The organism is Pseudomonas argentinensis (assembly GCF_001839655.2).
Classification (GTDB): domain Bacteria; phylum Pseudomonadota; class Gammaproteobacteria; order Pseudomonadales; family Pseudomonadaceae; genus Aquipseudomonas; species Aquipseudomonas argentinensis_B.
In genome coordinates this window covers 3,841,910-3,864,980 of sequence record NZ_CP056087.1, presented here as the reverse complement: position 1 = coordinate 3,864,980, position 23,071 = coordinate 3,841,910, and the positions used below count along the sequence as shown (strand labels likewise).

The window sequence follows — 23,071 nt, the reverse complement described above, 5'->3', positions numbered from 1 at the left end:
CAGTCATATCACCGGGACGGCGGCCCGGGCAGGGTTGCCACTCTAGCGACAAAACGACGCTAATGAAAACTATTGTCATTAGAGATTTATTTGTGTTGCCCACAGGTGCCGGCTGAGTCAGTGGCGCTCTTCAGCGTAGCGGGGTGAATCAGTGCATGTGAGCAGCCACGCGCCTGGCAGGTTCAGACAAACGGGTCGCAGCGGTGGCCATGAATGCAGACCCCGCGTCAGGCGCGGGGTCGTCGGGTAGGGACGGAGGCTCAGCTGCCGCTCTTGATCCTGGTCCAGGCGCGGGTGCGTATCCGCTCGATCTTCTGTGGCAGCGGCTCGACGCTGTACAGCGTCTCTTGCGCTTCGGGTGTCGGCGTCAGGTCGGGGTTCTCGCTGATCGCCTTGTCCACCAGTGACGTGGAATCCTTGTTCGGGTTGGGGTAGCCGAGGAAATCGCTGATCGGTGCGATGACTTTCGGGTCGAGCAGGTTGTTGAGGAATTCGTGGGCTTCGTCGACGTTCCTGGCGCTCTTGGGGATGGCGAAGGTATCGAACCAGATCGGCGCGCCTTCCTTGGGCAGGCGCCATTCGACCTTGACCCCGTTGCCGGCTTCCTTGGCGCGGTTGGCGAACTGGTAGAAGCTGCCCGAATAGCCGATGGCCACGCAGATGTCGCCGTTGGCGATGTCGGTCATGTACTTGGCCGAATGGAAGTAGGTCACGTAGGGGCGCACCTTCATCAACAGCTCGGTGGCCTTCTCGTAGTCCTCCGGGTTGGTGCTGTTCGGCGGCAGGCCCAGGTAATGCAGGGCGATGGGCAGAATCTCGTTGGGCGCATCGAGCATGGTCACGCCGCACTGCTTGAGCTTTTCCATGTGCTCCGGTTTGAACACCAGGTCCCAGCTGTTCACGGGCGCGTTCTCGCCGAGCGCGGCCTTGACCTTGTCCGGGTTGTAGCCGATCAGCACGGTGCCGTACATGTAGGGCATGCCGTACTGGTTGCCGGGGTCGTTGGTCTCCAGCAGCTTGAGCAGCGCCGGGTCGAGGTGCCGCCAGTTGGGCAGCTTGCTCTTGTCGAGCTGCTGGAACACGCCGGCCTTGATCTGGGTGTCGAGGAACATGTTGGACGGCACCACCAGGTCGTAGCCCGAGTTGCCGGTGAGCAGCTTGGCTTCCAGCGCCTCGTTGGTCTCGAAGGTGTCCCAGGTCAGCTTGATGCCGCTCTGCTGCTGAAAGTCCTTGAGGGTTTGCGGCAGGATGTAGTCGGCCCAGTTGTAGACCCGCAATTCGCGTGCCTCGGCCATGGCGCTGCCGGCCAGCAGGGCGGCACCACACAGGGCGCTGCCGACCAGGGTTTGGAAGGTTTTCATCGTCGTGTACTCCCTTGAAACGTCAGTTAGCAGGCTGTTGAAAAACTACCTACGTTGCCGCCGCGTCGTTGAAAACAGCCTCAAAATGCTCATGTACAACTCGTACACTCCGCTTTTTCGGCTATTTTTGCTTCGCGTCGGCTGCCTCGCCTACGTCTTTCAACGGCCTGTTAGTGGCAGCAGGCTCAGGCGCCTTCGAAACCTTCCAGTACGTTCACCGCGTTGACGCCGATCTCCTCCACCGCATAACCACCTTCCATCACGAACAGGGTGGGTTTGCCGAGGCGGGCGATGCGTTCGCCCATGCGCAGGTAGTCGGGGCTGTCGAGCTTGAACTGGGAAATCGGGTCTTCCTTGAAGGTGTCCACGCCCAACGACACCACGATCACCTCGGGTGCGTACTCGGCGATGCGCGCGCAGGCCTCTTCCAGGGCCGCGCTCCAGCGCTCCCAGCCACTGCCGGCGGCCAGCGGCAGGTTGAGGTTGAAGCCATGGCCGGCGCCTTCGCCGACCTCGTCGTGGTAACCGAGGAAGAACGGAAACTCGAAGGACGGGTCGCCATGGATCGAGGCCACCAGCACATCGTTGCGCCCGTAGAAGATCGACTGGGTGCCGTTGCCGTGGTGGTAGTCCACGTCGAGAATCGCCACCCGCTTGCAGCCGCCGTCGAGAAACGCCTGGGTGGCAATGGCCGCGTTGTTCAGGTAGCAGTAGCCGCCCATCAGGTCGCCGGCGGCGTGATGACCTGGCGGGCGGCACAGGGCGAAGGCGCTGGTGGCACCGCCGCTGATCAGCGCCTGGCCGGTGAGGGCGACCTGGGCAGAGCTCCAGGCCGCCTGCCAGGTGCCGGCGGTGATCGGCGCGCCGCCGTCGAAGCTGTAGTAACCCAGTTGGCCGAGCAGGGTATCCGGCAGCACGCTGCGCAAGGTGCGCGCCGGCCAGGTGAAGGGCAGGATGTCGCCGTCACGGCCCATGTCCGTCCAGCGCCCCCAGGCCCCCTCGAAGAAGCGCAGGTAGTCGGCATCATGGATGCGTTCGATCGGCGCGCGGCCGAAGTCGTGCGGCGCGAGCACCTCGCCGAGGCCTTGTTGGCGCACGCGCGCCAGCACATGGTCGGCCCGCGACGGCATCTCGAAACAGGGTTTGAGCTCCCCGTCGATGATTTCGCAGCGACCGTGGTGCAGGTGATGGTCATCGCTATAGATCGTGCGCATGCTTGGCCCTCCGCTTGTGGTAGCTGCATTCTTGGTCGCTCTCGGGCGGCAGGGAAATGAGCGGAGCGGCCAAAAAGGGATAGATGTGGCCACCCGATCGTGCATCGCTGAACCGCATCGGTGCGCCTGGTCGGCACGCTGACGGCGACTTCGAGAGCCGCAGTCAAGCCAGGGCAGGGCGCCGATAGCGGCTCGGCGAGGTGCCGCTCCAGCGCTGGAAGGCGTGGCGAAAGCTGGCCGTCTCGCTGTAGCCCAGGGCTTCGGCGACGCGCGCGATGGATAGGCGTTGCTCCCCGAGCAGGCGGCGGGCCTGCTCGAAGCGCAGCTCGTCGAGCAGGCTTTGGTAGCTGGTGCCCACTTCCTGCAACTGACGGCGCAGGGTGCGTGAGGAACAGCGCAGCTGGCGCGCCAGGCCATCGAGCCCCGGCGACTCGGGCAATTGACTGGCGAGCAGCTGGCGCACGCGGTTGATCAGCGCCTGGTGGGAAAGAAATTCGCGGTTCAACTGGTGGCAGCGTTGCAGGGTGTCGCGGTGCGTCACCGGGTCGGCCAGGGGCAGGCGGCGGTCTAGCCACTGGCTGGCGAAGACGATCGCGTTGTCGGCGCCATTGAACTGCACCGGGCAGGCGAAATCGCGCGTGTACTGGCGCTGGTAGCGGGGCGCCTTATGGGTGAAGCGAGCGCTCGTCAGTGGCAGTGGGCGGCCGAGCAGGTCGTCGCAGATCAGCTTCAGGGAGGCCAGGCAGAACTCGGTGTTGAAGGTGGACAGTTCCGCGGCGTCGCGGTAATCGCGGGCTTCGATCCACGCCTGCGCACCGTCGCGGCGTAGCTGCAGCGTGAACAGGGTGCCCAGCAATGCGGGAAAGCTGAACGCCACCTCCAGCGCCTCACCCAGGCTCGCCGCCGACAGCAGGCTGAAACCCAGCAGCCCGTAGGACGACACATGCATGCGCCGGCCCAGCAGCAGGCCGAGATCCTGGCAGCGGTCCGTGGCGTTGCGAAATACCTGGCGTTCCTGGGCGATGCTGATGCGCATCTCGGGGCGCTGCAGGTCGGCAGCGGCGATGCCGCTGCCGGCCAGCAGTTCATCGATGCAGGTGCCGTCCTGGCAGAGCGTATCCAGGGCCAGCACGACGGCATGGAGGGTGGTCAGGTGGGAGTGCTGCATGGGGGCACGCCTTCTCGTAACGGGTTCGAGAGTCAGGCAATAAGCATGCCCGTAGCCGGCGTCGCCCGCTCTGGTGCTTCGCTGGGCAGCGCAGCGTCGGGGTGTAGGAGAAGGTAACGCCTGGCCCGCCGGTAGCCTGGTATCGAGCGCAGCGATACCCAGGGCACGCTTGCCGGGTGTCGCGGCGCTCGACCTGCGCGACCAGAATCCTATAGCGCCACAAACAGCAGGAAGGTGCCGAGGATCAGGCGGTAGATCACGTAGGGCAGCATGCCGATGCGATCGAGCGCGGCCAGGAACAGCTTGATGCACAGGAACGCCGAGATGAACGACAGGCCGATGCCCCACGCCATGTCGCCCCAATGGGCGCCATCGTCCTGTTCGATCAGGTGCAGGGCCTTGAGGCTGCCGGCGGCGAGAATCAGCGGGATCGACATCAGGAAGGAAAAACTCGCGGCGCTCTTGCGGTCGAAGCCGAGCATCAGCGCCGCGGTCATGGTGATGCCCGAGCGCGAAGTGCCGGGAATCAGCGCGATCATCTGCGCCAGGCCGATCAGCAGGGCGTGGCGCCAGGTCATACGGCTCATGTCGGCGTCGCGGCTGCCGTTCATGTCGGCCCACCAGAGCACCAGACCGAAGACGATGGTGGTGGTGCCGATCACCAGCATGGAGCGGGTGTACTGCTCGATCAGCGATTCGAATACCAGCCCGGCCACCGCAGCTGGAATGGTGGCCAGGATGATCATCCAGCCCATGCGGCTTTCCGGGCTGGCGCGGCGGTACAACACATGGCCCAGCCAGCCGCTGACGATGGCGGCGATCTGCTGGCGGAAGGCGAGCACCACGGCCGTCAGGGTGCCGACATGCACGGCGACGTCGAAGGCCTGGCCCTGGTCCGGCCAGCCGAGCAATTGCGAGGGCAGGATCAAATGCGCGGAGGAGGAGACGGGGATGAATTCGGTAACGCCCTGGATGAGCGAAAGAACGAGCAGATGTAGCCAGTCCATGGGGTTCCTTAATGAGGGAGCTAACGGATGCGGACTGCGGGTATGACCCGGCGAGGGCGCATTTTCTCCCTCGCAACCTGTCGGTAAGCTGACATGCACGCACACAATTTACTTGCCGAGCCCGATTCGGCTGCGTCGCAGCGCTGCCCTCGGGCCACGAATTTGCTATCGTGAGCGCCCCGCGGGCCAAGCGCACCGCGGCTCCGTAGACCTCCGAGAATTCCCTCCATGCAATCTGCAGCCTCGTCGGCACCCGGCCGGCCCCTGACTCGTAGCGATTACAAGACCTTGTCCCTGTCCGCACTCGGCGGCGCCCTGGAATTCTACGATTTCATCATTTACGTGTTCTTCGCCACCATCGTCGGCAAGCTGTTCTTCCCGCCGGACATGCCCGACTGGCTGCGCATGCTGCAGACCTTCGGCATCTTCGCCGCCGGCTACCTGGCACGCCCCCTGGGCGGCATCATCATGGCGCACTTCGGCGACCTGATCGGCCGCAAGCGCATGTTCACCCTGAGCATCCTGATGATGGCGGTGCCCACGCTGATCATGGGCCTGCTGCCGACCTACGCGCAGATCGGCATCCTCGCGCCGTTGATGCTGCTGCTGATGCGCATCATCCAGGGTGCGGCGATCGGCGGCGAAGTGCCGGGCGCCTGGGTGTTCGTCTCCGAGCACGTGCCGGCGCGGCATATCGGCTACGCCTGCGGCACGCTGACCTGCGGTCTGACCACCGGCATCCTGCTCGGCTCGCTGATGGCCACGCTGATCAACAGCGTGTTCACCGCCGAGCAGGTGCTGGACTGGGCCTGGCGCGTGCCGTTCCTGATCGGCGGCGTGTTCGGCCTGTTCGCCATGTACCTGCGCCAGTGGCTGCACGAAACCCCGGTGTTCACCGAAATGCAGCAACGCAAGGCCCTGGCCGCGGAACTGCCGCTGAAAACCGTGGTGCGCGACCATCGCGGCAGCGTGGCGATTTCCGCACTGCTGACCTGGCTGCTGTCGGCCGGCATCGTGGTGGCGATCCTGATGACGCCGACCTTCCTGCAGACCCTATACGGCTTCGATGCAGTCACCTCGCTGAAGGCCAACAGCCTGGCCATCGTCATGCTCAGTATCGGCTGCATCATCAGCGGCGCCCTGTGCGACCGTATCGGCGCCGGCCGGGTGCTGGTGGTCGGCTGCACGGCGCTGGCGGTCTGTGCCTGGCTGTTCTACAGCGGCCTGCACGCCAATCCGCAACGGCTGTTCCCGCTGTATGCGCTGGTCGGCCTGTTCGTCGGCACCATCGGCGCGGTGCCCTTCGTGATGGTGCATGCCTTCCCGGCGCCGGTGCGCTTCAGCGGCCTGTCGTTCTCCTACAACATGTCCTATGCGGTGTTCGGCGGCCTGACCCCGGTGGCCGTGTCGCTGCTGGTCAAGTGGAGCCCGCTGGGCCCGGCGTACTACCTGATCGCCCTGTGCGGCGTGGGCGTGATCATCGGCCTGACGTTACTGCGCAAGGAGCGTTGAGTAGCTGACTGCTTCGCACCAGCCGGCCGAGCCGGTATGGTGCGAGCACGTTCACAACGCGATGGAGAAGCCCATGAGCCTTTACGGCGATTACGATTCGCAGAACATCTTCGCCAAGATCATTCGCGGCGAGATGCCTTGCTACAAGCTGTACGAAGACGACGACGTGCTGGTGTTCCTGGATCTGTTCCCGCAGTCGTTTGGCCATACCCTGGTGATCCCCAAGCGCGCCGAAGCCCGCAACCTGCTGGAGATCGACGCGGACAACCTGACCAAGCTGACCCTGGCGGTGCAGAAGGTCGCCCGCTTGCTGGCCGACGAGTTACAGCCCGATGGCGTGCAGATCGCCCAGTTCAACGGTGCGCCTGCCGGGCAGACGGTGTTCCATATCCATATGCACGTGATTCCGCGCTTCAGCGAGCAGGGGCTGCACGCCCATGCCAGCGGCAAGGCCGACCCCGCCGAGCTGGAAAAGCTGCAGGCCAGGCTGGTCAAGCGTTTTCAGAGCGCCTGATCGAAGCGACATTAGTGGGAGCGCACCATGCGCGCGAAAAATGGCGGGCATGGCCCGCTCCCACGCGTATTCATCTCTACGCTGAACCTGCTGACGCAAAATGCCTACTGGCCCCAGGTTATGTGGGCGCGCGCCATGCGCGCGAAAAATCTTGGGCATAAATAGGCGTTCCCACCTGCTCACCACAGACCGGTGGCTGAGCGCTTTTCGGATGGTCAAGGCGCTTAGCGACGACATCCATCGCTCCTGATCAGCAGCTAAGGCTGTATTCACTCCCCGCTATCACGCGCGCCGCTTGAGCCATTGGCTCAGCCATTCATAGCCGCTGACCAGCAGGATGCCGCACAGCACCAGCAGGGCACCGAGGATGAAGTTGACCTCCAGCGGCTCGCCCAGCAGCACCACGCCGAACAGGATGCCGAACATCGGGGTCATGAACGACAACACCCCCAGGCGTGACGCCAGGTAGTTGCGCAGCAGCCAGAACCAGGCCAGGAAACTGGCGAACGACACCAGCAACGCCTGGAAGATCAGCCCGCCCACCGCTATAGGCGTGGGATTGAAACGCAGCTGGTCGGTCACCGCGCAGGCCAGGATCAGCAGCACGAAGCCGCCCAGCAACTGGTAGAACAGCGTCTGGGTGACCGGCGCGTTGGACAGCCGCGAAGCGCGCACCACCACGGTGGTCGCGCCCCAGGCCATGGCACCGAGCAGGCCGAGGACGTCGCCATACAGCTGGCGGCCTGCATCCGTCGTTTCCACACCGCCGGAACGCCCGGCGAACGACACCAGGATGCCCATGAAAGCGATGCCGATACCCAGCCACTGCAGGGGCCGCAGGCGTTCGGCAGGCAACCGCCAGTGCAGCCCCAGCGCCGCGAAGATCGGCGCCGTGTAGAGAAAGATCACCATGTGCGAAGCGCTGGTGTGGCGCAGCCCCTCGCCAACCAGCATGAACTCCAGGGCGAACAGGAAACCGACCACCAGCCCGGGCCGCCAGTTGCCGGCGCTCACCCCGAGCCCGTCACGTCGCCATAGCATCAGCATGGCCACCAGCAGCGCGGCGATGCCCGAGCGCAGAGCCAGCATCAGCACCGGTGCCACGTCGTCGGCGGCGGCCTTGAGTACCACCTGCTGCATGCCCCAGATCATGCACAGGCCAACCATCAGGCCGCCGGCCAGGCCATCGATGTTCTTGCGCGTGTCCATGAGGGTCGCTCGTTGAGGTGTGAGGCGCCATTATGGTGCTGCCGACTCGTGCAAGCCAGCGCGTCCATGGCGATGGATTTATTGCACGCTTATGGCAATGTGCTTGTCTGTGAGCAGAGCCTGTTGCTCGCCACCCTCGCGATTCTCCGGAGAGACCCCATGCGTCTGATCTATGCCGTACTGCCCCTGCTGCTCCTGGCCGGTTGCTCGTCCTACCAGGCCGATCCTGAAAAGATCACCGACATCCCGAGCGAGCGCCTGCGTGCCTATCAGGAACCGGTACAGGGCGGCGGCGAAGTGCTGGTCACCCGTGATCTGGGGCTCATGGGCGGCGGCTGCTACGTGGCCGTGTTGGTCGACCGCAAGCTGGCGGCGCGTATCGCCGTCGGTGAACGGGGCCGCTTCCAGGTGCCGGCGGGCAATCGCATCGTCGGCATCGCCGCCGACAGCGAAGACCAGACCCTGTGCGGCAAGGGGCGCCTCAACCGCGAGGTGGCGGTGAAGATCGAGGCCGGTGGCGTGGCCAATCTGCGCATCGTCAGCCAGAACCGTGGCGGCTTCGACATTCTTCCCGAGCCGGCGAGGTAGAATCGCCCTTCTCGATACCGCACAGGATGTGCCCGTGAAGGATTTACCCATTGCGATCGTCGGCGCCGGCACCGCAGGATTGGCCAGCGCCATCCTGCTGGCCCGCCAGGGCTGGTCGGTCACCCTCTACGAACGCGTTGCCGACCTGCAGCCGGTAGGTGCCGGCATTCTGCTGCAGCCCTCGGGGCTCGCGGCCTTGCGCCACCTCGGTCTGCTCGATGAATGCACCGCGCTTGGCGCGCCGGTCAGCCGCCTGTTCGGCACCTCGGCCTGCGCGCGGCGGGTGATTCTCGACACCCGCTACGCTCACTGGCAGGCCGATTCCTTTGGCCTCGGCATTCACCGCGGGGTGTTGATGACCGCCTTGCTCGGCGCGGCACGGGCAGCCGGGGTGACCATCCGTACCGGCGTATCGATTTCACGCTTCGTGCAGGCGCCCACCCATGTGCGTCTGCTCACCGACGATGGCCAGGGCAACGAGTCGGTGCTGGGCGAACACGGAGCGCTGATCCTGGCCGACGGCACCCGCTCGCAGCTGCGTGCCCAGATGCAGGTGCGCCAGACAGTCAAGGCCTACCCCTGGGGCGCGTTGTGGAGCATCGTGCCGACCCCGGATGGCGCCGATTCCACGGACCTGCGTCAGTGGTACCGCGGCTGCTTGCAGATGTTCGGCATCATGCCGACCGGCGTGACCCACAGCCAGCGGCAAACCAAGCTGAGCAGCCTGTTCTGGAGCCTGCCGGTGGCCAGCCACGCTGCCTGGCAGCAGGCGGGCCTGGAGGCCTGGAAGGATTCGGTGCGAAAGCTGGCAGGCGAGCCGGCCGACGCCTTTCTGCACGCCATCGATACGCCGGAGCGGCTGATGCTGGCGAGCTACGCCGACGTGCGCATGCACCAATGGAATGACCGCCGGGTGCTGGCCATCGGTGACTGCGCCCATGCCATGAGCCCGCAGCTGGGGCAGGGCGCCAACATGGCCCTGGTCGACGCCGTGGCGCTGGCCGACGCCCTGGGCGCTTGCGGCCCCGGCCAAGCTGCCGATCCTGCGGCCTGTTTTGCCGTCTACGGCGCGGTGCGGGGCGCTCACCTGCGTTACTACCGCCAGGCCAGCCGTTTATTGACGCCGTTGTTCCAGTCCCACAGCGCCTGGCTGGCGGTGCTGCGCGACAGCGCGCTGTTCGTAGCGCGGCATCTGCCCCTGGGCCGCCAGCATGCCGTGACCACCCTGGTCGGGGCGCGTACCGGCTGGCTGTTGTCGGGCAAGGGGGCGGCGCCGCTGCATGCCTGGTGCAAGCCTTCTCCTGCGCAGCCGGTGCTCGAAGTGAGCTCGGTCTAGGCCGAGGTTTGGGCCTTCTGCACCTTCCATGCCCAGGCGAACACCAGCAGGCCGGCGACCGCCGTCGCCGCGCCGATATAGCCTGTCGAGGTCCAGCCGAAACCGGCGCTGATCGCCAGGCCGCCGAGCCACGGGCCCAGGGCATTGGCGATGTTGAAGGCAGCATGGTTGGACGCCGCGGCGAGCGTCTGGGCGCCGGTGGCCACGTCCATCAGGTGGGTCTGCAAGGCGGGTGACAGGGCCGCGATGGTGCCCAGGGCGAGAATCGCCGGCAGCACCGTCCACAGCGAGTGGGTGGCGGTCGGCAGCACCAGCAGTACCAGCGCGCTCCACAGCAGGATCCAGGCCACCGACTTGAAGCGCAGGCGGTCGAACAGCCAGCCGCCGGCCATGTTGCCGAGAATGCAGCCGACACCGAATATCGCCATGGCCACCGGAATCATCCCCGGGCTGACCCGGGTGACTTCCAGCAGGGTTGGCGCCATGTAGCTGAACACGCAGAACATGCCGGCAAAGCCGATCGAGCCGATGCCCAGTGCCAGCCAGATAGGTGCGCGATTGAAGGCACGCAGTTCGTTGATCGGGCTGCTGCGCACCTCGCTGCGGTCCAGCGGCAGGAGCAGGGCAATCATCGCCACGGTGGCCAGGGCGATTACGCTGACCAGGGCGAAGGCGAAGCGCCAGCTGGCGCTCTGGCCCAGCCAGGTGGCCAGGGGGTTGCCGACCAGAATTGCCACGCTCAGGCCCATCAGAACCCGACTGACCGCCTTGGCGCGCTTGTGGGGCGGCGCCATGGAGGCAGCGACCAGCATGGCGATACCGAAATAGGCGCCGTGGGGCAGGCCGGCAAAGAAGCGAAACACCAGCAGCGACAGGTAATCGGGCGCCAGGGCGCTGGCCAGGTTGCCCACGGCGAACACGCTCATCAGCAGCAACAGCAGGTGCTTGCGCAGCAGGCGCGAGCCCAGCAGTGCGAGGATCGGCGCGCCGACCACCACACCCAGGGCGTAGCTGCTGATCACATGGCCGACCTGGGGTTCGCTGACGCCCAGATCCTGGGCCACGTTGGGCATCAGGCCCATGATGGAGAATTCGCTGGTGCCAATGGCGAAGCCGCCCAGTGCCAGGGCCAGTTCGATCAGCAGAATCGCCCCTGCGCTCAGGCGCGGGGCGGCGTGGGCGGAGCCACTCATGGTTTACCTCATCGGGGGCGGCGGATCAGGCGGGGCATTATTCACACATTGGCAGGCCGAGAAAACCTCGTCGGCCTGCCCGACATTCAGCGGTAGCGCTGCAGGATGGCAGTGAACTCGCCGTTTTCCTGCATTCGCCGCATCGCCTCGAGCAGCGCCTGGGTCGGTAGGTCGGGCGCGTCGCGCACCAGGCACGCCACCTCGTCGCGCGTCAGCTCGTGGACTTCGTGAAGCTTGTCGGCGTCGCTGCGGCCTCGGTTGAACCACAACAGTGCCAGTTCGTTGCTGATCGCATAATCGTAACGTCCGGCTGCCAGCTTGCGTAGAACCAGGCCCTGGGTTCGCGCATCGTTGCGCCGCAACTGGCCATTGTCGAACAGGGTGTTGAGGGTCGGGTAGTTGAAGCCCAGGACGGTGCCGACGGACTGGCCGTCAAGGCTCTCCGGGTTGACCGGTTGCGCGGAGCGGCTGACCAGCAGGTCGCGCTGCACCATGAACGGAGCGCTCCACAGGTAACCGGAATAGGTATCGGTCAACCAGTCCGGATTGACGTAGCAGCGCACGTCGATCTCCCGGTTCAGTAACGCGCGGTGCACGCGCATGCGCGGCAGCACCAACAACTCGGCCTGGCGACCGACCTTGTCGGCCAGGCTCAGGGAGAGATCACGAAGTATGCCGTCGACTGCCTGGCCCTCGCGGATCTGCACCATCGGCATGACACCGCTTTCGATGATGGAAAAACGCAACGGGTCTTTTTCGGCCAGGGCGGTACCGCTCATCAGGGCAAGCGTCATCGTCAGCCAAAACGCCAGATTGCAGCGAACCAGGCGGGAAAAGGTGATGTCGCACGGAAAGGTGGTCTGAAATCTGGTCATCGGTCGCTCGCGTATGCTGAACGTTCGCCCATTGCAGAGCACGAAATTTTCAGATTACTGTTTTAAAAGGCTTTTTATGTGGTTCGATTGACTCGGCTTATTGGTTTGATGCTTTCAATCAATGGGCTCTTTGGTCCATATGGGGCTACTATCCCTCCTGTAAATTTTTCAACCCTCAAAGGAGTTCACAGATGTCTTTGATTAACACTCAAGTTCAGCCGTTCAAGGTCAATGCCTTCCACAATGGCAAATTCATCGAAGTCACCGAACAAAGCCTGAAAGGCAAGTGGTCGGTACTGATCTTCATGCCGGCAGCCTTCACTTTCAACTGCCCGACCGAGATCGAAGACGCCGCCAACAACTACGAAGCCTTCCAGAAGGCCGGTGCTGAAGTGTACATCGTTACCACCGACACCCACTTCTCCCACAAGGTATGGCACGAAACTTCGCCAGCCGTTGGCAAGGCTCGTTTCCCGTTGATCGGCGACCCGACTCACCAGCTGACCAATGCATTCGGCGTGCACATCGCTGAAGAAGGCCTGGCACTGCGCGGCACCTTCGTGATCAACCCGGAAGGCCAGATCAAGACCGTCGAAATCCACTCCAACGAGATCGCTCGTGACGTGGCCGAGACCCTGCGCAAGCTGCAGGCCGCTCAGTACACCGCTGCCCACCCGGGCGAAGTGTGCCCAGCCAAGTGGAAAGAAGGCGCTCAGACCCTGGCTCCTTCCCTGGACCTGGTCGGCAAGATCTAAAAATGGGCGTAGCGCTACTGCGCTAGGCATTGCTTCGTTGAAATCAGGCTCGCACTGCCGTCGCTCGCGACGCGCTACATCCCATTTTCCACCTACAAGCCAACAGGCTTTAAAGGTGCCCGAACGCCCGGGCGTAACCCGTCCGGGCGTTTTATTGCCCGAATTTCGTCATTGAGGACTCGTATATGTTGGACGCAACCCTTAAATCCCAGTTGAAGGCGTACCTGGAGAAGGTCAGCCAGCCGTTCGAGATCGTCGCGTCCCTCGATGACAGCGACAAATCTCAGGAGCTCAAAGGCCTGCTCGACGATATCGTCAGCCTGACCGACAAGATCACCCTGAAGACCGACGGCACCGACGCCCGCGTGCCGTCGTTCGCCCTGAATCGCCCGAATGGCAACATCAGCCTGCGTTTCGCCGGTCTGCCGATGGGCCACGAATTCACGTCGCTGGTGCTGGCCCTACTGCAAGTCGGTGGCCACCCGTCGAAGCTCGCCGCCGAAGTGATCGAGCAGATCCAGAACCTGGAAGGCGAATTCAACTTCGAGACCTACTTCTCGCTGTCCTGCCAGAACTGCCCGGACGTGGTCCAGGCGCTGAACCTGATGGCCGTGCTCAACCCGAATATCCGCCACGTGGCCATCGACGGCGCGCTGTTCCAGGATGAAGTCGAGTCCCGCCAGATCATGTCGGTACCGAGCATCTACCTGAACGGCGAACTGTTCGGCCAGGGCCGTATGGACGCCGAGCAGATCCTCGCCAAGATCGACACCGGCGCTTCGGCCCGCGATGCCGAGAAGCTCAACGCCAAGCAAGCCTTCGACGTGCTGGTCATCGGTGGCGGCCCGGCCGGTGCTGCAGCGGCCATCTACGCCGCCCGTAAAGGCATCCGCACCGGCGTTGCCGCCGAGCGTTTCGGCGGCCAGGTGCTCGACACCATGGCCATCGAGAACTTCATCTCGGTGCAGGAAACCGAAGGCCCGAAACTGGCCCGCGCCCTGGAAGAGCACGTCAAACAGTACGAAGTCGACGTCATGAACCTGCAGCGCGCCAGCGCGCTGATCCCGGCCTCCAGCGAAGGTGGCCTGCACGAAGTGAAGTTCGAGAGCGGCGCGAGCCTGAAAGCCAAGACCGTGATTCTGTCCACCGGCGCACGCTGGAGAGAGATGAACGTGCCGGGCGAGAAGGAATACCGCAACAAGGGCGTGGCCTATTGCCCGCACTGCGACGGCCCGCTGTTCAAGGGCAAGCGCGTGGCGGTGGTCGGCGGTGGCAACTCCGGCGTGGAAGCGGCCATCGACCTGGCCGGTATCGTCGCCGAAGTGACTCTGCTCGAGTACGACAGCAAGCTGCGCGCCGACGCCGTGCTGCAGAAGAAGCTCTACAGCCTGCCCAACGTCAAGGTGATCACCAGCGCCCTGACCAGTGAAGTGAAAGGCGACGGCCAAAAGGTCACCGGCCTGGTCTACAAGGATCGCAACTCCGATGCGTTCATCCCCGTAGAGCTGGAAGGCATCTTCGTGCAGATCGGCCTGCTGCCCAACTCCGAGTGGCTCAAGGGCTCGGTGGAGCTGTCGGACCGCGGCGAGATCATCGTCGACGCCCGTGGTGAAACCTCGCTGCCCGGCATCTTCGCCGCCGGCGACGTGACTACCGTGCCGTACAAGCAGATCGTCATCGCCGTGGGCGAGGGCGCCAAGGCTTCGCTGAGCGCGTTCGATCACCTGATCCGTAGCTGATCCACTGCTGCACATGAAAACGGGCCCTTCGGGGCCCGTTTTTTTTTCGCGGAATCTAGGGAAAGCAGTCTTGATACCGGGCTGGCAAGTTTGTGTGAGTGCGCGGGTGTTTTCCGCGCTCAAGCTGCTTATCTACGTCTTACTGACATCTCCGGTTTCGCCCTCCGGGCGAGTCACTTTTGCGGGCAAAAGTAACCAAAACCCTCCGCCCGATCATCCGGCCCCGGCTACGCCGGGGTTCGCTCATTCCATCGCCGTTCCAGAGGCCCGCCGCGAAGGGCCATCCATGGCCCATCGCGGCTCTCGCGGCATCCATGCCGCTCAACCTCTTCCACGACGATTCCATTCGCCCTCCTGGACGGGCTCTGCACGCCCCCCTAAACCGGAGGCAATTCACGGAGCTTTGGGTGCTTGAACATGGGGTCAGCCCTGGGCTGACCTAGATGCTATCCCGCATCCCAAAAAGCATGCCCGTTCGTGCAGGCGCGCGAATGTCCCCTTGAGGAGGGTGAGTGGAATCGTTGCGTAGAGGGGCGAGCGGCATGGATGCCGCGAGAGGCTTAAAGGGCCAGGGATGGCCCTTGTAAGCCGACCCTCGGAGCGACGATGGAGCGAACGAACCCCGGCTACGCCGGGGCCGGATGATGGGGTGCGCTTTCTTTTGCTTACTTTTCTTTGCGCACTTCAAAGAAAAGTGAGTCGCCCGAGGGGGCGAAACAAGGAATTTCTGCACACACCGCTGCGGCGTCCCAACACCTAAGGAGACGACACACTGATTTGCCAGTCCGGTGCCGAGACTGACGCCCCCGAGATTCTACGAAGAACCTTTTCCTGCCATACGCGCGGCTCAGTCGGTGTTTTCGTCACGAATCAGCACGAAGCTGCTGCCGTGTTCGTCATCCAGGCGCTCGCAGACGAAGTACATCTCCACCTTACCGGCATTCATGGCGGCCAGCAGGTCGCCGGCCTGGGGGGTGAAGAAGGCCTTGGAGCCGGGTTTGGCTTCGCAGGCGATCAGCGCCGTGAAGAACAGTGCCGGGTCGATGCCGTCGAAATAGTCATCGCACTCGGCGGCGTCCCAGTCTTGCGGGGCCTCGAACAGGCCGGTGAACAGCACCTTGGCATCGCCCATGTCCTGTTCTTCGGCATCCAGATCGTCTTCATCGGGGCGGTACACCGTGCAGTCCAGTGACTCGGCGGCGTCCAGTACGCGCTGGCGTTGTTGATCATCGACTAGGGACACGGCGGCTCCGGCTATCAGCAAAAGTGAGGCGTCAGTGTGAGCTGCGGCACTGCGAGCTGCAATCGTTCCTGCGCATTTCCTCGGCGGCCGGAAACTGCGATGCTGCGGCCACCGTGAACACAGCAACGAGAACAAGCCATGAAGATCAGCTCGGATTTCGACAGCGGCAACATCCTCGTGCAGGACGCCAGCGACCCGCACAAGGTGCTGCTGGCCATGCGCAAGGATCTCAACAGCGATCACTTCCAGTGGTTTCATTTCCATGTCGATGGTCTGACGCCCGGCGCGCGCCACGACTTCAGCATCACCAACGCCGGTCAGTCCGCCTACAGCCACGCCTGGACGGGTTACAACGCGGCCGCCTCCTACGATCAGCAGACCTGGTTCCGCGTGCCCAGCCGCTTCGAGAATGGCGCGCTGAGCTTTGGCCTGGAGCCCGAGCGCGAGCAGATCTGGTTCGCCTACTTCGAGCCCTACAGCCGTGAGCGCCACGCCGCGCTGATCAAACAGGCGCTGGCATTGCCAGGTGTCGAGTTGCAGGCCAGCGGGCGCAGCCTCGAGGGCCGCGATATCGAGTTGCTGCGCGTGCACCGCCATGGGAGCGCGATCCGCAAGGTATGGATCATCGCCCAGCAGCATCCTGGCGAGCACATGGCCGAATGGTTTATGGAAGGCATCGTCAGGCGCCTGGGCGACGCTGGTGACAGCGAGCTGGATGCACTGCTGCAGCAGGCCGATCTGTATCTGGTCCCGAACATGAACCCCGATGGCGCCTTCCGTGGCCACCTGCGTACCAACGCGGCGGGGCAGGACCTCAACCGCGCCTGGCAATCGGCAAGCGCCGAGCGCAGCCCGGAGGTGCTGTTCGTCCAGCAGGCGATGCGCGAGATCGGCGTGGACCTGTTTCTGGATATCCACGGCGACGAGGAAATTCCCCACGTGTTCACCGCCGGATGCGAGGGCAACCCTGGCTTCACGCCGCGCCTTGAGGCGCTGGAAAGCGAGTTTCGCCAGCGCCTGGTGGACAGCGGCGCCGAGTTTCAGACCCGCTTCGGTTACCCGCGCAGCGCCCCTGGCAAAGCCAATCTGGCGCTGGCCTGCAATTCGGTGGGGCAGGAATTCGACTGCCTGTCGTTCACCCTGGAAATGCCCTTCAAGGACCATGACGATATGCCGAACCCAAGGACCGGCTGGAATGGTGAGCGATCAATGAAGCTGGCCGCTGACATGCTTGGCGTGATCGGCCAGATGGTCGACCGCCTGCGCTGATCAGGCATGCTCGTGCAGGCTGCCAGGTTCATCCTGGGTGGCCTGCAACTCCTGAAGAATCTTCATCTTCTCGGCAATTTCCCGCTCGGCGGCGGCGCGCTGTTCAGGCAGCATGTTCTCCAGGCCTTCCTCGGTGATGCCGACTTCCTTGAGGATCTTGTCGCGCATCTTCTCCGCAGGTGTCATGGCCATATAGGCCATGAACTCATCCCTGGCGCTCGGCTTGGTCGGGGCCTCCTGCTTGTCGCTGGCGGACAGAGTGCCGGTGTCCTGCAGGCCGTCTTCGCTCACCTGATGGGTCGTGCTGTTGAGGGTGACGAGCATTCGCGCGAAGGCTTCGTCATAGGCCTGCTGGTGGACGTTCGCCTCGTCGCTTTCGAACGCTGGGGCGATCCGCTCGTTCTCCCGGGGCTTGCCGGGCTCGACGAGCAGCGCGGCATCGCTGCTTTTCCTGTAATCCAGCTCCTCGGCGCGGGTGCGCTGCAGGGCCGTGGACATTGCGTAGGGATTGAGCGAACCGATGATGCTCATGGCGGGCCTCCTTGTCGTGAGCTTCTGACTGTGCAAGGCCCGCGCCACCCTGTTGTTTGGTGATAACTGACTGATATGATTAGGTATTTTTTTCGCGACGACGCCCGGCAGGCAGCCGTATGCCACTGGCGGCAAGCCGCTGCCGATTGGTTTTCAGCCAGGTGGCTCGAAAAGACCACGTTGGGCAAGGGCGGGCAGGTGTTCGCTCGAGGTCGGCTGCTGTACAGGTTGTGCCGGCCGCCGAGCCATGGGCGGCAGCACTGGCGTTTGCGGCACGCGACTGCGCTGCACCTGCCACCAGCCAGGCAGCAGGGCACGTACTTCGGGCAGGGTGAAGCGGTCGTCCATCAGGTGCACCACACCGTTGTCCTGCGGCGTGCGGATCACCCGCCCGGCGGCCTGCACGACCTTTTGCAGGCCGGGATACAGATAGGTGTAGTCGTAGCCGCTGCCGAACATCTCGGCCATGCGCAGCTTGATCTGCTCGTTGATCGGGTTGATCTGCGGCAGCCCCAGGGTGGCGATGAACGCGCCGATCAGCCGGTCCCCCGGCAGGTCGATGCCTTCGCCGAACACCCCGCCGAGTACCGCGAAGCCGATTCCCTGGCCGCCGGGTCTGAAGCGCTCGAGAAATTGCTGACGCTCGGCCTCGTCCATCTGCCGGGCCTGCACCCAGCGGGTGAGCTGCGGATGCTCGCGGTCGAACAGCTCCAGTACCTGCTGCAGGTAGGCGTAACTGCTGAAGAACGCCAGGTAGTTGCCCGGGCGCTCGGCGAACTGCCTGGCCATCAGCGCGACGATGGGCGCCAGCGAGCGCTCGCGGTGCTGGTAGCGGGTCGACAGGTTGCTGACCGCCTGAACTTGCAGTTGCTGCGCCTGAAAGGGCGATTCGACATCCACCCAGGGCGTTGCCTCGGGCAAACCGAGCAGGTCGGCGTAATAGCGGGCCGGGCTCAGGGTGGCGGAAAACAGCGTGGTGCTGTGACTGTCCTCGAAGCGCGGCGCCAGAAAGGGCGCCGGCACCACGTTGCGCAGGCACAGCACCGAGTGGCTACGGCCACGGCCATCCGCCTGGCGGCTGATATCGAACAGCGAGTGGGGGCCGAAGGCCTCAGCCAGGCGGCAGAAGGCCATGGCGTCGAGGTAGAACTGCAGCAACTCGCCATCGTTGCCGGTGGGCTGGTCGGTCAGGTGATCGGTTAGGGCACTGACCGCTTTCTGCAGGGACAGGAGCAGCAGATCTGGCGGCTGCGGGTAGGTCTGGTAGTCCTTGCTCTGCTCCTTGTGCAGCTGCTTCCAGTGCCGGCTGATGCGCGACAGCACCGCATTCAGGCCCTTGGGCGCGTTGCCGCGCATGGCCTCGAAACGCGCCTGGTCGAGTTCGGCGCTGTACATGCGCCGGGCGCGTTCGATCAGGTTGTGGGCCTCGTCGACCAGCAGCGTTACCCGCCATTCGTTGATCAGGGTCAGGCTGTAGAGCAGGGCGCCGAGGTCGAAGTAATAGTTGTAATCGCACACCACCACGTCGGCCCAGCGGGTCAGTTCCTGGCTCAGGTAGTAGGGGCAGACTTCGTGCTGCAGGGCGATCTCGCGCACCGCGGACTGATCCAGCCAGACGCGCTCGACCGCCGCCTGGCGCGCGGCCGGCAGGCGATCGTAGAAACCGCGGGCCAGCGGGCAGGACTCGCCATGGCAGGCCTTGTCCGGGTGCTCGCAGGCCTTGTCCCGCGCCACGTGTTCGAGCACCCGCAGGGGCAGGGTCTCACCGCGCAGAATCTGCAGGGCATGTAGCGCCAGCTGGCGGCCCGGGGTCTTGGCGGTCAGGAAGAACAGCCGATCCAGGTTGTTCTCCGGGAACGCCTTGAGCTGCGGAAACAGCGTGCCCAGGGTCTTGCCGATGCCGGTGGTGGCCTGGGCCATCAGGCAATGGCCATCGCGCGCCGCACGGTAAACGGCCTCGGCCAGTTGCCGCTGGCCAAGGCGAAAGCCGGCGTGGGGAAAGCGCAGCTCGGCCAGCGCGGCATCACGGCTGAGGCGATGCGCCTGTTCTTGTTCGGCCCAGGCGATGAAGCGCTGGCATAGTGTCTCGAAGAAACCCTGCAGCTCGGCGGCCGTGCGGCTTTCGCGAAACAGGCTTTCCTTCTGGGTGAGCACGTTGAAGTACACCACGGCGAGGTCGATCTGCGCCAGGCCGCGGCTCTGGCAGAGCAGCCAGCCGTACACCCGCGCCTGGGCCCAGTGCAGCTGGCGGTGGTTTTCCGGTATGCGGTTGATGTCGCCGCGGTGGGTCTTGATTTCCTCGAGCAGGTTGCGCTGCGGGTCGAAGCCGTCGGCCCGGCCGCGTACCTGCAGCGAGGCGAATTCCCCGGCCAGCGGTACCTCGGATTCATAACCGTCGCCGCGCCGGGCGACCACCGTGGCATGCCCGGCCATGCCCTCCTGGGCGGTGGGCGAGGGTGTGAAGCGCAGGTCGAGATCGCCACACTTGGCAGTGAACTCGCACAGGGCGCGCACCGCCACGCGGTAACTCATGCGTCGGCCCACTGCACGTAGCAGACGTCTACCGGCATGCCGTGCTCGGCGCAGAACGCCAGCCAGCGGCGCTGGTTGTCCTGCAGGCGATCGCCGGGGCCTTTGACCTCGATCATCCGGTAGCGCTTTTCCTCGGGCCAGAACTGGATCAGATCCGGCATGCCCGAGCGGTTCGCCTGGACATCCCCCAACAGGCGGCGAAACCAGGCCTGCAGGTGGGCCGCCGGCAGGCAGTCAAGGGCCTGTTCGAGCAGGGTTTCGCTGAGCACCCCCCAGTGCACGAACGGCGACTGGATGCCGAACTTGTCATGGTAGGTCTGGCGAATGCTGTCGCGGTAGCGATGATCGTCCAGCTGCGCCAGGTATTCGGCGAACAGCGTGCGCCGGCGCGGGTAGAATTCCGCGCTCAGCAGATCCGCCGGGCCATGCTGGAACGGATGAAAGAACGCGCCCGGAATCGCGGCGAAGATCGCTGGCCAGCAGAGCAGGCCGAACAGGCTGCAGATCAGCGTGTTCTCGACGTAATGCACCGGCGCATCGCTGCAATGCAGGTGCTGTTGCACCAGCCGCTCGACTGCCAGCATGGACGTTTTCGGCAGGTGCAGATCCAGGCGCGCGGGTGCTTGCACCTTGCTGCGTTTCTGCCCTGGCAAGCCCAGATGACGAGCCAGGCGCACCAGTGCCCGTTCGGCCAGCTGCAATTCGCCATCGCTGAGCGGTTCGGCCACGGCCTGGCTGGCCAGCTCGAAGGCTTCGCGGTGCTGCAGGGTGCGTTCCAGCACCCGGATGCAGCGCTGCCGCGCCGCGCCATAGCCACTGCTGGCGTACACCTGCAGCGCCAGGTCGAAGTCGGCGCCGCGCTCCAGGTGCTGGCCGATGCGAAACAGCAGCTTGGCGCGGCGCTCGGCGATATAGGGATTGTCGTAGCGACGGGCGTCGATGCGGGCGAGCAGCTCGTCGCTGACCTCGCCGGCTTCGAAGGCTTCGCGGCAGCGCTGCAGGTGCAGGTAGTCGTCGACGTCCTCGCGACAGCGCAGGGCCCGCGAGTCCGCCGGAAAGTCGACCCGCTCGTAACGAAAGATACCCAGGTCGGCGAGCACGAATTCCGACCATTCCTGGCGCAGGTTGCCAAAGAACATCAGGCGCAGGCGCTCGCTCAGGTCGTCGATGGTCAGGCTGTAGAGCACGTCGTCGAGAGCCGGGCACCAGGCGGCGAACGACTGGCTGGCCGCGAACTGGGCGGCAAGCTGCTGGGCCAGGTCATCCTTGCGGGCGCGCCGGTCGCTGAGCCGGGCGGCAAAGCTGGCGACGATCTCGTCCTTGCGCAGCAGGGCCAGCAGCACATCGAGTGGCAGCGGTGCATCGTCAAGCACCCAGCCATTGGCGATCAGCGCTGCGGCGGCCTGCCGGCAGCAACCGATTTCCTCGTAGTTCAGCTTGCTGGCCCGAAAGTGCACGCCCTTGCGCATGATCATGCGTACCAGCAGGGCCTGGGCCGCCCAGTCGAGCGCATCGAAGGCCTGCAGGAAGGCCTGTTCGCGGGCATCGAGCAGGTCGGCATGGCGATCACCGATCCAGGCCAGGGCCTTGCGAAAGTTGTGCAGGTAATAGAAACGCGGATCAATGCTTGAAGACATGGGGCAGGCAGGGTACTGTTTTTTTATACAGATATCAGGCCGCCCGTCATCTGGCAATGGCCATGGGATGGGCGGATGCTACAACATACTGTCACTCGGCATCGGTCGCGGATTACACTGCACTTCCATTGCCGCCTGGAACGGGCCACCATGCACAGCCAGTTTGCGCCTCTCTCACCAGGCAACCTGACCGAGCGACACTACGAGATGCTGGTCCAGGCGGTGGTCGACTACGCCATCTTCATGCTCGACCCGGCGGGGGTCGTGGTCTCCTGGAACGCCGGGGCGGCGCGCATCAAGGGCTACGACGCCGTCGAGGCGATCGGTCAGCATCTGTCCATTTTCTATACCGCTGAAGACCGCCGCGCCGGCAAGCCCGGCTACCTGCTCGACCGGGCGTTGCGTGAAGGCCGCGCCCAGGACGAAGGCTGGCGGGTGCGCAAGGACGGTACGCGTTTCTGGGCCCTGGTGGTCATCGATGCGATTCGCAACGAGCAGGGCGATATCATCGGCCTGGCCAAGATCACCCGCGACATCACCGACCGCCACGAAGCCGAAGGCCGCTACGACGCCTTGCGCGCCCAGCTGTTCCAGGCCCAGAAGCTGGAAGCCCTCGGGCAACTGAGCGGCGGCATGGCCCACGACTTCAACAACCTGCTGACCATCATCCTCAGCGCCGCCAAGCTGGCCAGCCGTACCGATGATCCCGCGCGTCTGGCCAGCCTGCTGGACAACATTCAGACCGCTGGCGAGCGCGGCGCGCAGATGACCCGTAATCTGCTGACCTTCGCCCGCTGCGAGCCCAAGCCCAGTCGCCTGGTCGACCTCAACCAGTTGCTGGATGCGGCCTCCACCTTCATCAGCCAGGCGCTGCCCAGGACCATGACCCTGCAGATGCAGGTTGGAGATGGATTGCATACCGTGCAACTGGACCCCAGCGAACTGGAAATGGCCCTGCTCAACCTGATTCTCAACGCCCGCGATGCCATGGGTGGTCTCGGCACGGTGCAATTGCAGGCGGGCAATCGGCAGTTGGCGGGGGAGGTGGACGGCCTGCACGGCGCGTTCGTGGTGATCGCCGTTGCCGACCAGGGCTGCGGCATCGACCCGGCGATTCGTCCGCGCCTGTTCGAGCCCTTCTTCACCACCAAGGACACCGGCAAGGGAACCGGACTGGGTCTTTGCCAAGTCTATGGTTTTGCCCGTCAGGCTGGCGGTACCGTGCAGGTCGAGAGCGTCACCGGCCACGGAACGACCATGAGTCTGTACCTGCCGGCATCCTCCGGTCAGTCGGCAGATGCGCAGGCCTGAACATGATAGTATCGCCAATCACTTTTTCAGCCAGCGCGGCGGGGTTTGGGTGACCCATGTGTCAACCCAGGCCATAT

The 23,071-nt window shown here is 64.4% G+C and carries 19 protein-coding genes; 8 read left to right on the top strand and 11 right to left on the bottom strand.

The genetic code is table 11. The features are described 5' to 3' along the window. Positions 1-260: 260 nt before the first annotated feature. The 4 genes from SA190iCDA_RS17375 to SA190iCDA_RS17360 form a co-directional block, all read right to left on the bottom strand. Complete coding sequence (locus SA190iCDA_RS17375) at positions 261-1,361, bottom strand: polyamine ABC transporter substrate-binding protein (RefSeq protein ID WP_070885319.1); 1,101 nt, start codon at positions 1,359-1,361, stop codon at positions 261-263. A gap of 185 nt (positions 1,362-1,546) precedes the next feature. Next, complete coding sequence (locus SA190iCDA_RS17370; protein ID WP_070885318.1) at positions 1,547-2,575, bottom strand: histone deacetylase family protein; 1,029 nt, start codon at positions 2,573-2,575, stop codon at positions 1,547-1,549. A gap of 163 nt (positions 2,576-2,738) precedes the next feature. Beyond that, a complete protein-coding gene (locus SA190iCDA_RS17365) occupies positions 2,739-3,743 on the bottom strand; it encodes an AraC family transcriptional regulator (protein ID WP_070885317.1) in 1,005 nt (334 codons plus the stop codon). Between the two features lie 209 nt (positions 3,744-3,952). Next, positions 3,953-4,750: an undecaprenyl-diphosphate phosphatase gene (locus SA190iCDA_RS17360; RefSeq protein WP_070885316.1), complete on the bottom strand. Its 798-nt coding sequence runs from the start codon at positions 4,748-4,750 to the stop codon at positions 3,953-3,955. Between the two features lie 228 nt (positions 4,751-4,978). Between SA190iCDA_RS17360 and SA190iCDA_RS17355 the strand changes: the two genes are divergently transcribed. Together SA190iCDA_RS17355 and SA190iCDA_RS17350 are read left to right on the top strand one after the other, a co-directional pair. Beyond that, complete coding sequence (locus SA190iCDA_RS17355) at positions 4,979-6,262, top strand: MFS transporter (protein ID WP_070885315.1); 1,284 nt, start codon at positions 4,979-4,981, stop codon at positions 6,260-6,262. Between the two features lie 73 nt (positions 6,263-6,335). Next, positions 6,336-6,776 (top strand): HIT family protein, encoded by a 441-nt coding sequence (locus SA190iCDA_RS17350; RefSeq protein ID WP_070885314.1) that lies wholly within the window; start codon positions 6,336-6,338, stop codon positions 6,774-6,776. Positions 6,777-7,058: 282 nt separating this feature from the next. Here the strand turns inward: SA190iCDA_RS17350 and SA190iCDA_RS17345 are convergent, their stop codons facing one another. Further along, a complete protein-coding gene (locus SA190iCDA_RS17345) occupies positions 7,059-7,985 on the bottom strand; it encodes a DMT family transporter (protein WP_070885313.1) in 927 nt (308 codons plus the stop codon). Positions 7,986-8,144: 159 nt separating this feature from the next. Between SA190iCDA_RS17345 and SA190iCDA_RS17340 the strand changes: the two genes are divergently transcribed. Next, positions 8,145-8,573 carry a 3-isopropylmalate dehydratase gene (locus SA190iCDA_RS17340; RefSeq protein WP_070885312.1) on the top strand — a complete coding sequence of 143 codons (429 nt, stop codon included), beginning with the start codon at positions 8,145-8,147 and terminating at the stop codon, positions 8,571-8,573. Positions 8,574-8,607: 34 nt separating this feature from the next. Next, positions 8,608-9,909, top strand: coding sequence for an FAD-dependent oxidoreductase (locus tag SA190iCDA_RS17335; RefSeq protein WP_070885311.1), 1,302 nt, complete (start codon positions 8,608-8,610; stop codon positions 9,907-9,909). Here SA190iCDA_RS17335 and SA190iCDA_RS17330 read toward each other — a convergent pair. Together SA190iCDA_RS17330 and SA190iCDA_RS17325 are read right to left on the bottom strand one after the other, a co-directional pair. Then, positions 9,906-11,102: an MFS transporter gene (locus SA190iCDA_RS17330; RefSeq protein ID WP_070885310.1), complete on the bottom strand. Its 1,197-nt coding sequence runs from the start codon at positions 11,100-11,102 to the stop codon at positions 9,906-9,908. The genes SA190iCDA_RS17335 and SA190iCDA_RS17330 overlap by 4 nt on opposite strands. 86 nt (positions 11,103-11,188) lie before the next feature. Next, on the bottom strand, positions 11,189-11,977 hold the full coding sequence (locus tag SA190iCDA_RS17325; protein WP_083329756.1) for a substrate-binding periplasmic protein: 789 nt from the start codon (positions 11,975-11,977) through the stop codon (positions 11,189-11,191). A gap of 191 nt (positions 11,978-12,168) precedes the next feature. Here SA190iCDA_RS17325 and ahpC point away from each other — a divergent pair, with 191 nt between their 5' ends. Next, a complete protein-coding gene (ahpC, locus tag SA190iCDA_RS17320) occupies positions 12,169-12,732 on the top strand; it encodes an alkyl hydroperoxide reductase subunit C (protein WP_070885309.1) in 564 nt (187 codons plus the stop codon). Between the two features lie 185 nt (positions 12,733-12,917). Next, a complete protein-coding gene (ahpF, locus tag SA190iCDA_RS17315) occupies positions 12,918-14,471 on the top strand; it encodes an alkyl hydroperoxide reductase subunit F (RefSeq protein WP_070885308.1) in 1,554 nt (517 codons plus the stop codon). Positions 14,472-15,318: 847 nt separating this feature from the next. On the opposite strand, the gene SA190iCDA_RS17310 is transcribed toward ahpF, so the two are convergent. Further along, complete coding sequence (locus SA190iCDA_RS17310) at positions 15,319-15,714, bottom strand: hypothetical protein (protein WP_083329755.1); 396 nt, start codon at positions 15,712-15,714, stop codon at positions 15,319-15,321. Between the two features lie 138 nt (positions 15,715-15,852). On the opposite strand from SA190iCDA_RS17310, the gene SA190iCDA_RS17305 reads away from it, so the two are divergent. Then, positions 15,853-16,983: a M14 family metallopeptidase gene (locus tag SA190iCDA_RS17305; protein ID WP_070885306.1), complete on the top strand. Its 1,131-nt coding sequence runs from the start codon at positions 15,853-15,855 to the stop codon at positions 16,981-16,983. Here the strand turns inward: SA190iCDA_RS17305 and SA190iCDA_RS17300 are convergent, their stop codons facing one another. The 3 genes from SA190iCDA_RS17300 to SA190iCDA_RS17290 form a co-directional block, all read right to left on the bottom strand. After that, a complete protein-coding gene (locus SA190iCDA_RS17300) occupies positions 16,984-17,514 on the bottom strand; it encodes a hypothetical protein (protein ID WP_070885305.1) in 531 nt (176 codons plus the stop codon). It lies immediately after the preceding gene. A gap of 153 nt (positions 17,515-17,667) precedes the next feature. After that, on the bottom strand, positions 17,668-20,046 hold the full coding sequence (locus SA190iCDA_RS17295; RefSeq protein WP_070885304.1) for an ATP-dependent DNA helicase: 2,379 nt from the start codon (positions 20,044-20,046) through the stop codon (positions 17,668-17,670). Further along, positions 20,043-21,683, bottom strand: coding sequence for a VRR-NUC domain-containing protein (locus tag SA190iCDA_RS17290; RefSeq protein ID WP_070885303.1), 1,641 nt, complete (start codon positions 21,681-21,683; stop codon positions 20,043-20,045). Before SA190iCDA_RS17290 ends, SA190iCDA_RS17295 begins: the two co-directional genes overlap by 4 nt. A gap of 150 nt (positions 21,684-21,833) precedes the next feature. On the opposite strand from SA190iCDA_RS17290, the gene SA190iCDA_RS17285 reads away from it, so the two are divergent. Continuing rightward, positions 21,834-22,994, top strand: a complete 1,161-nt coding sequence (locus tag SA190iCDA_RS17285; RefSeq protein ID WP_070885302.1) for a two-component system sensor histidine kinase NtrB — start codon at positions 21,834-21,836, stop codon at positions 22,992-22,994. Positions 22,995-23,071: the final 77 nt, after the last annotated feature.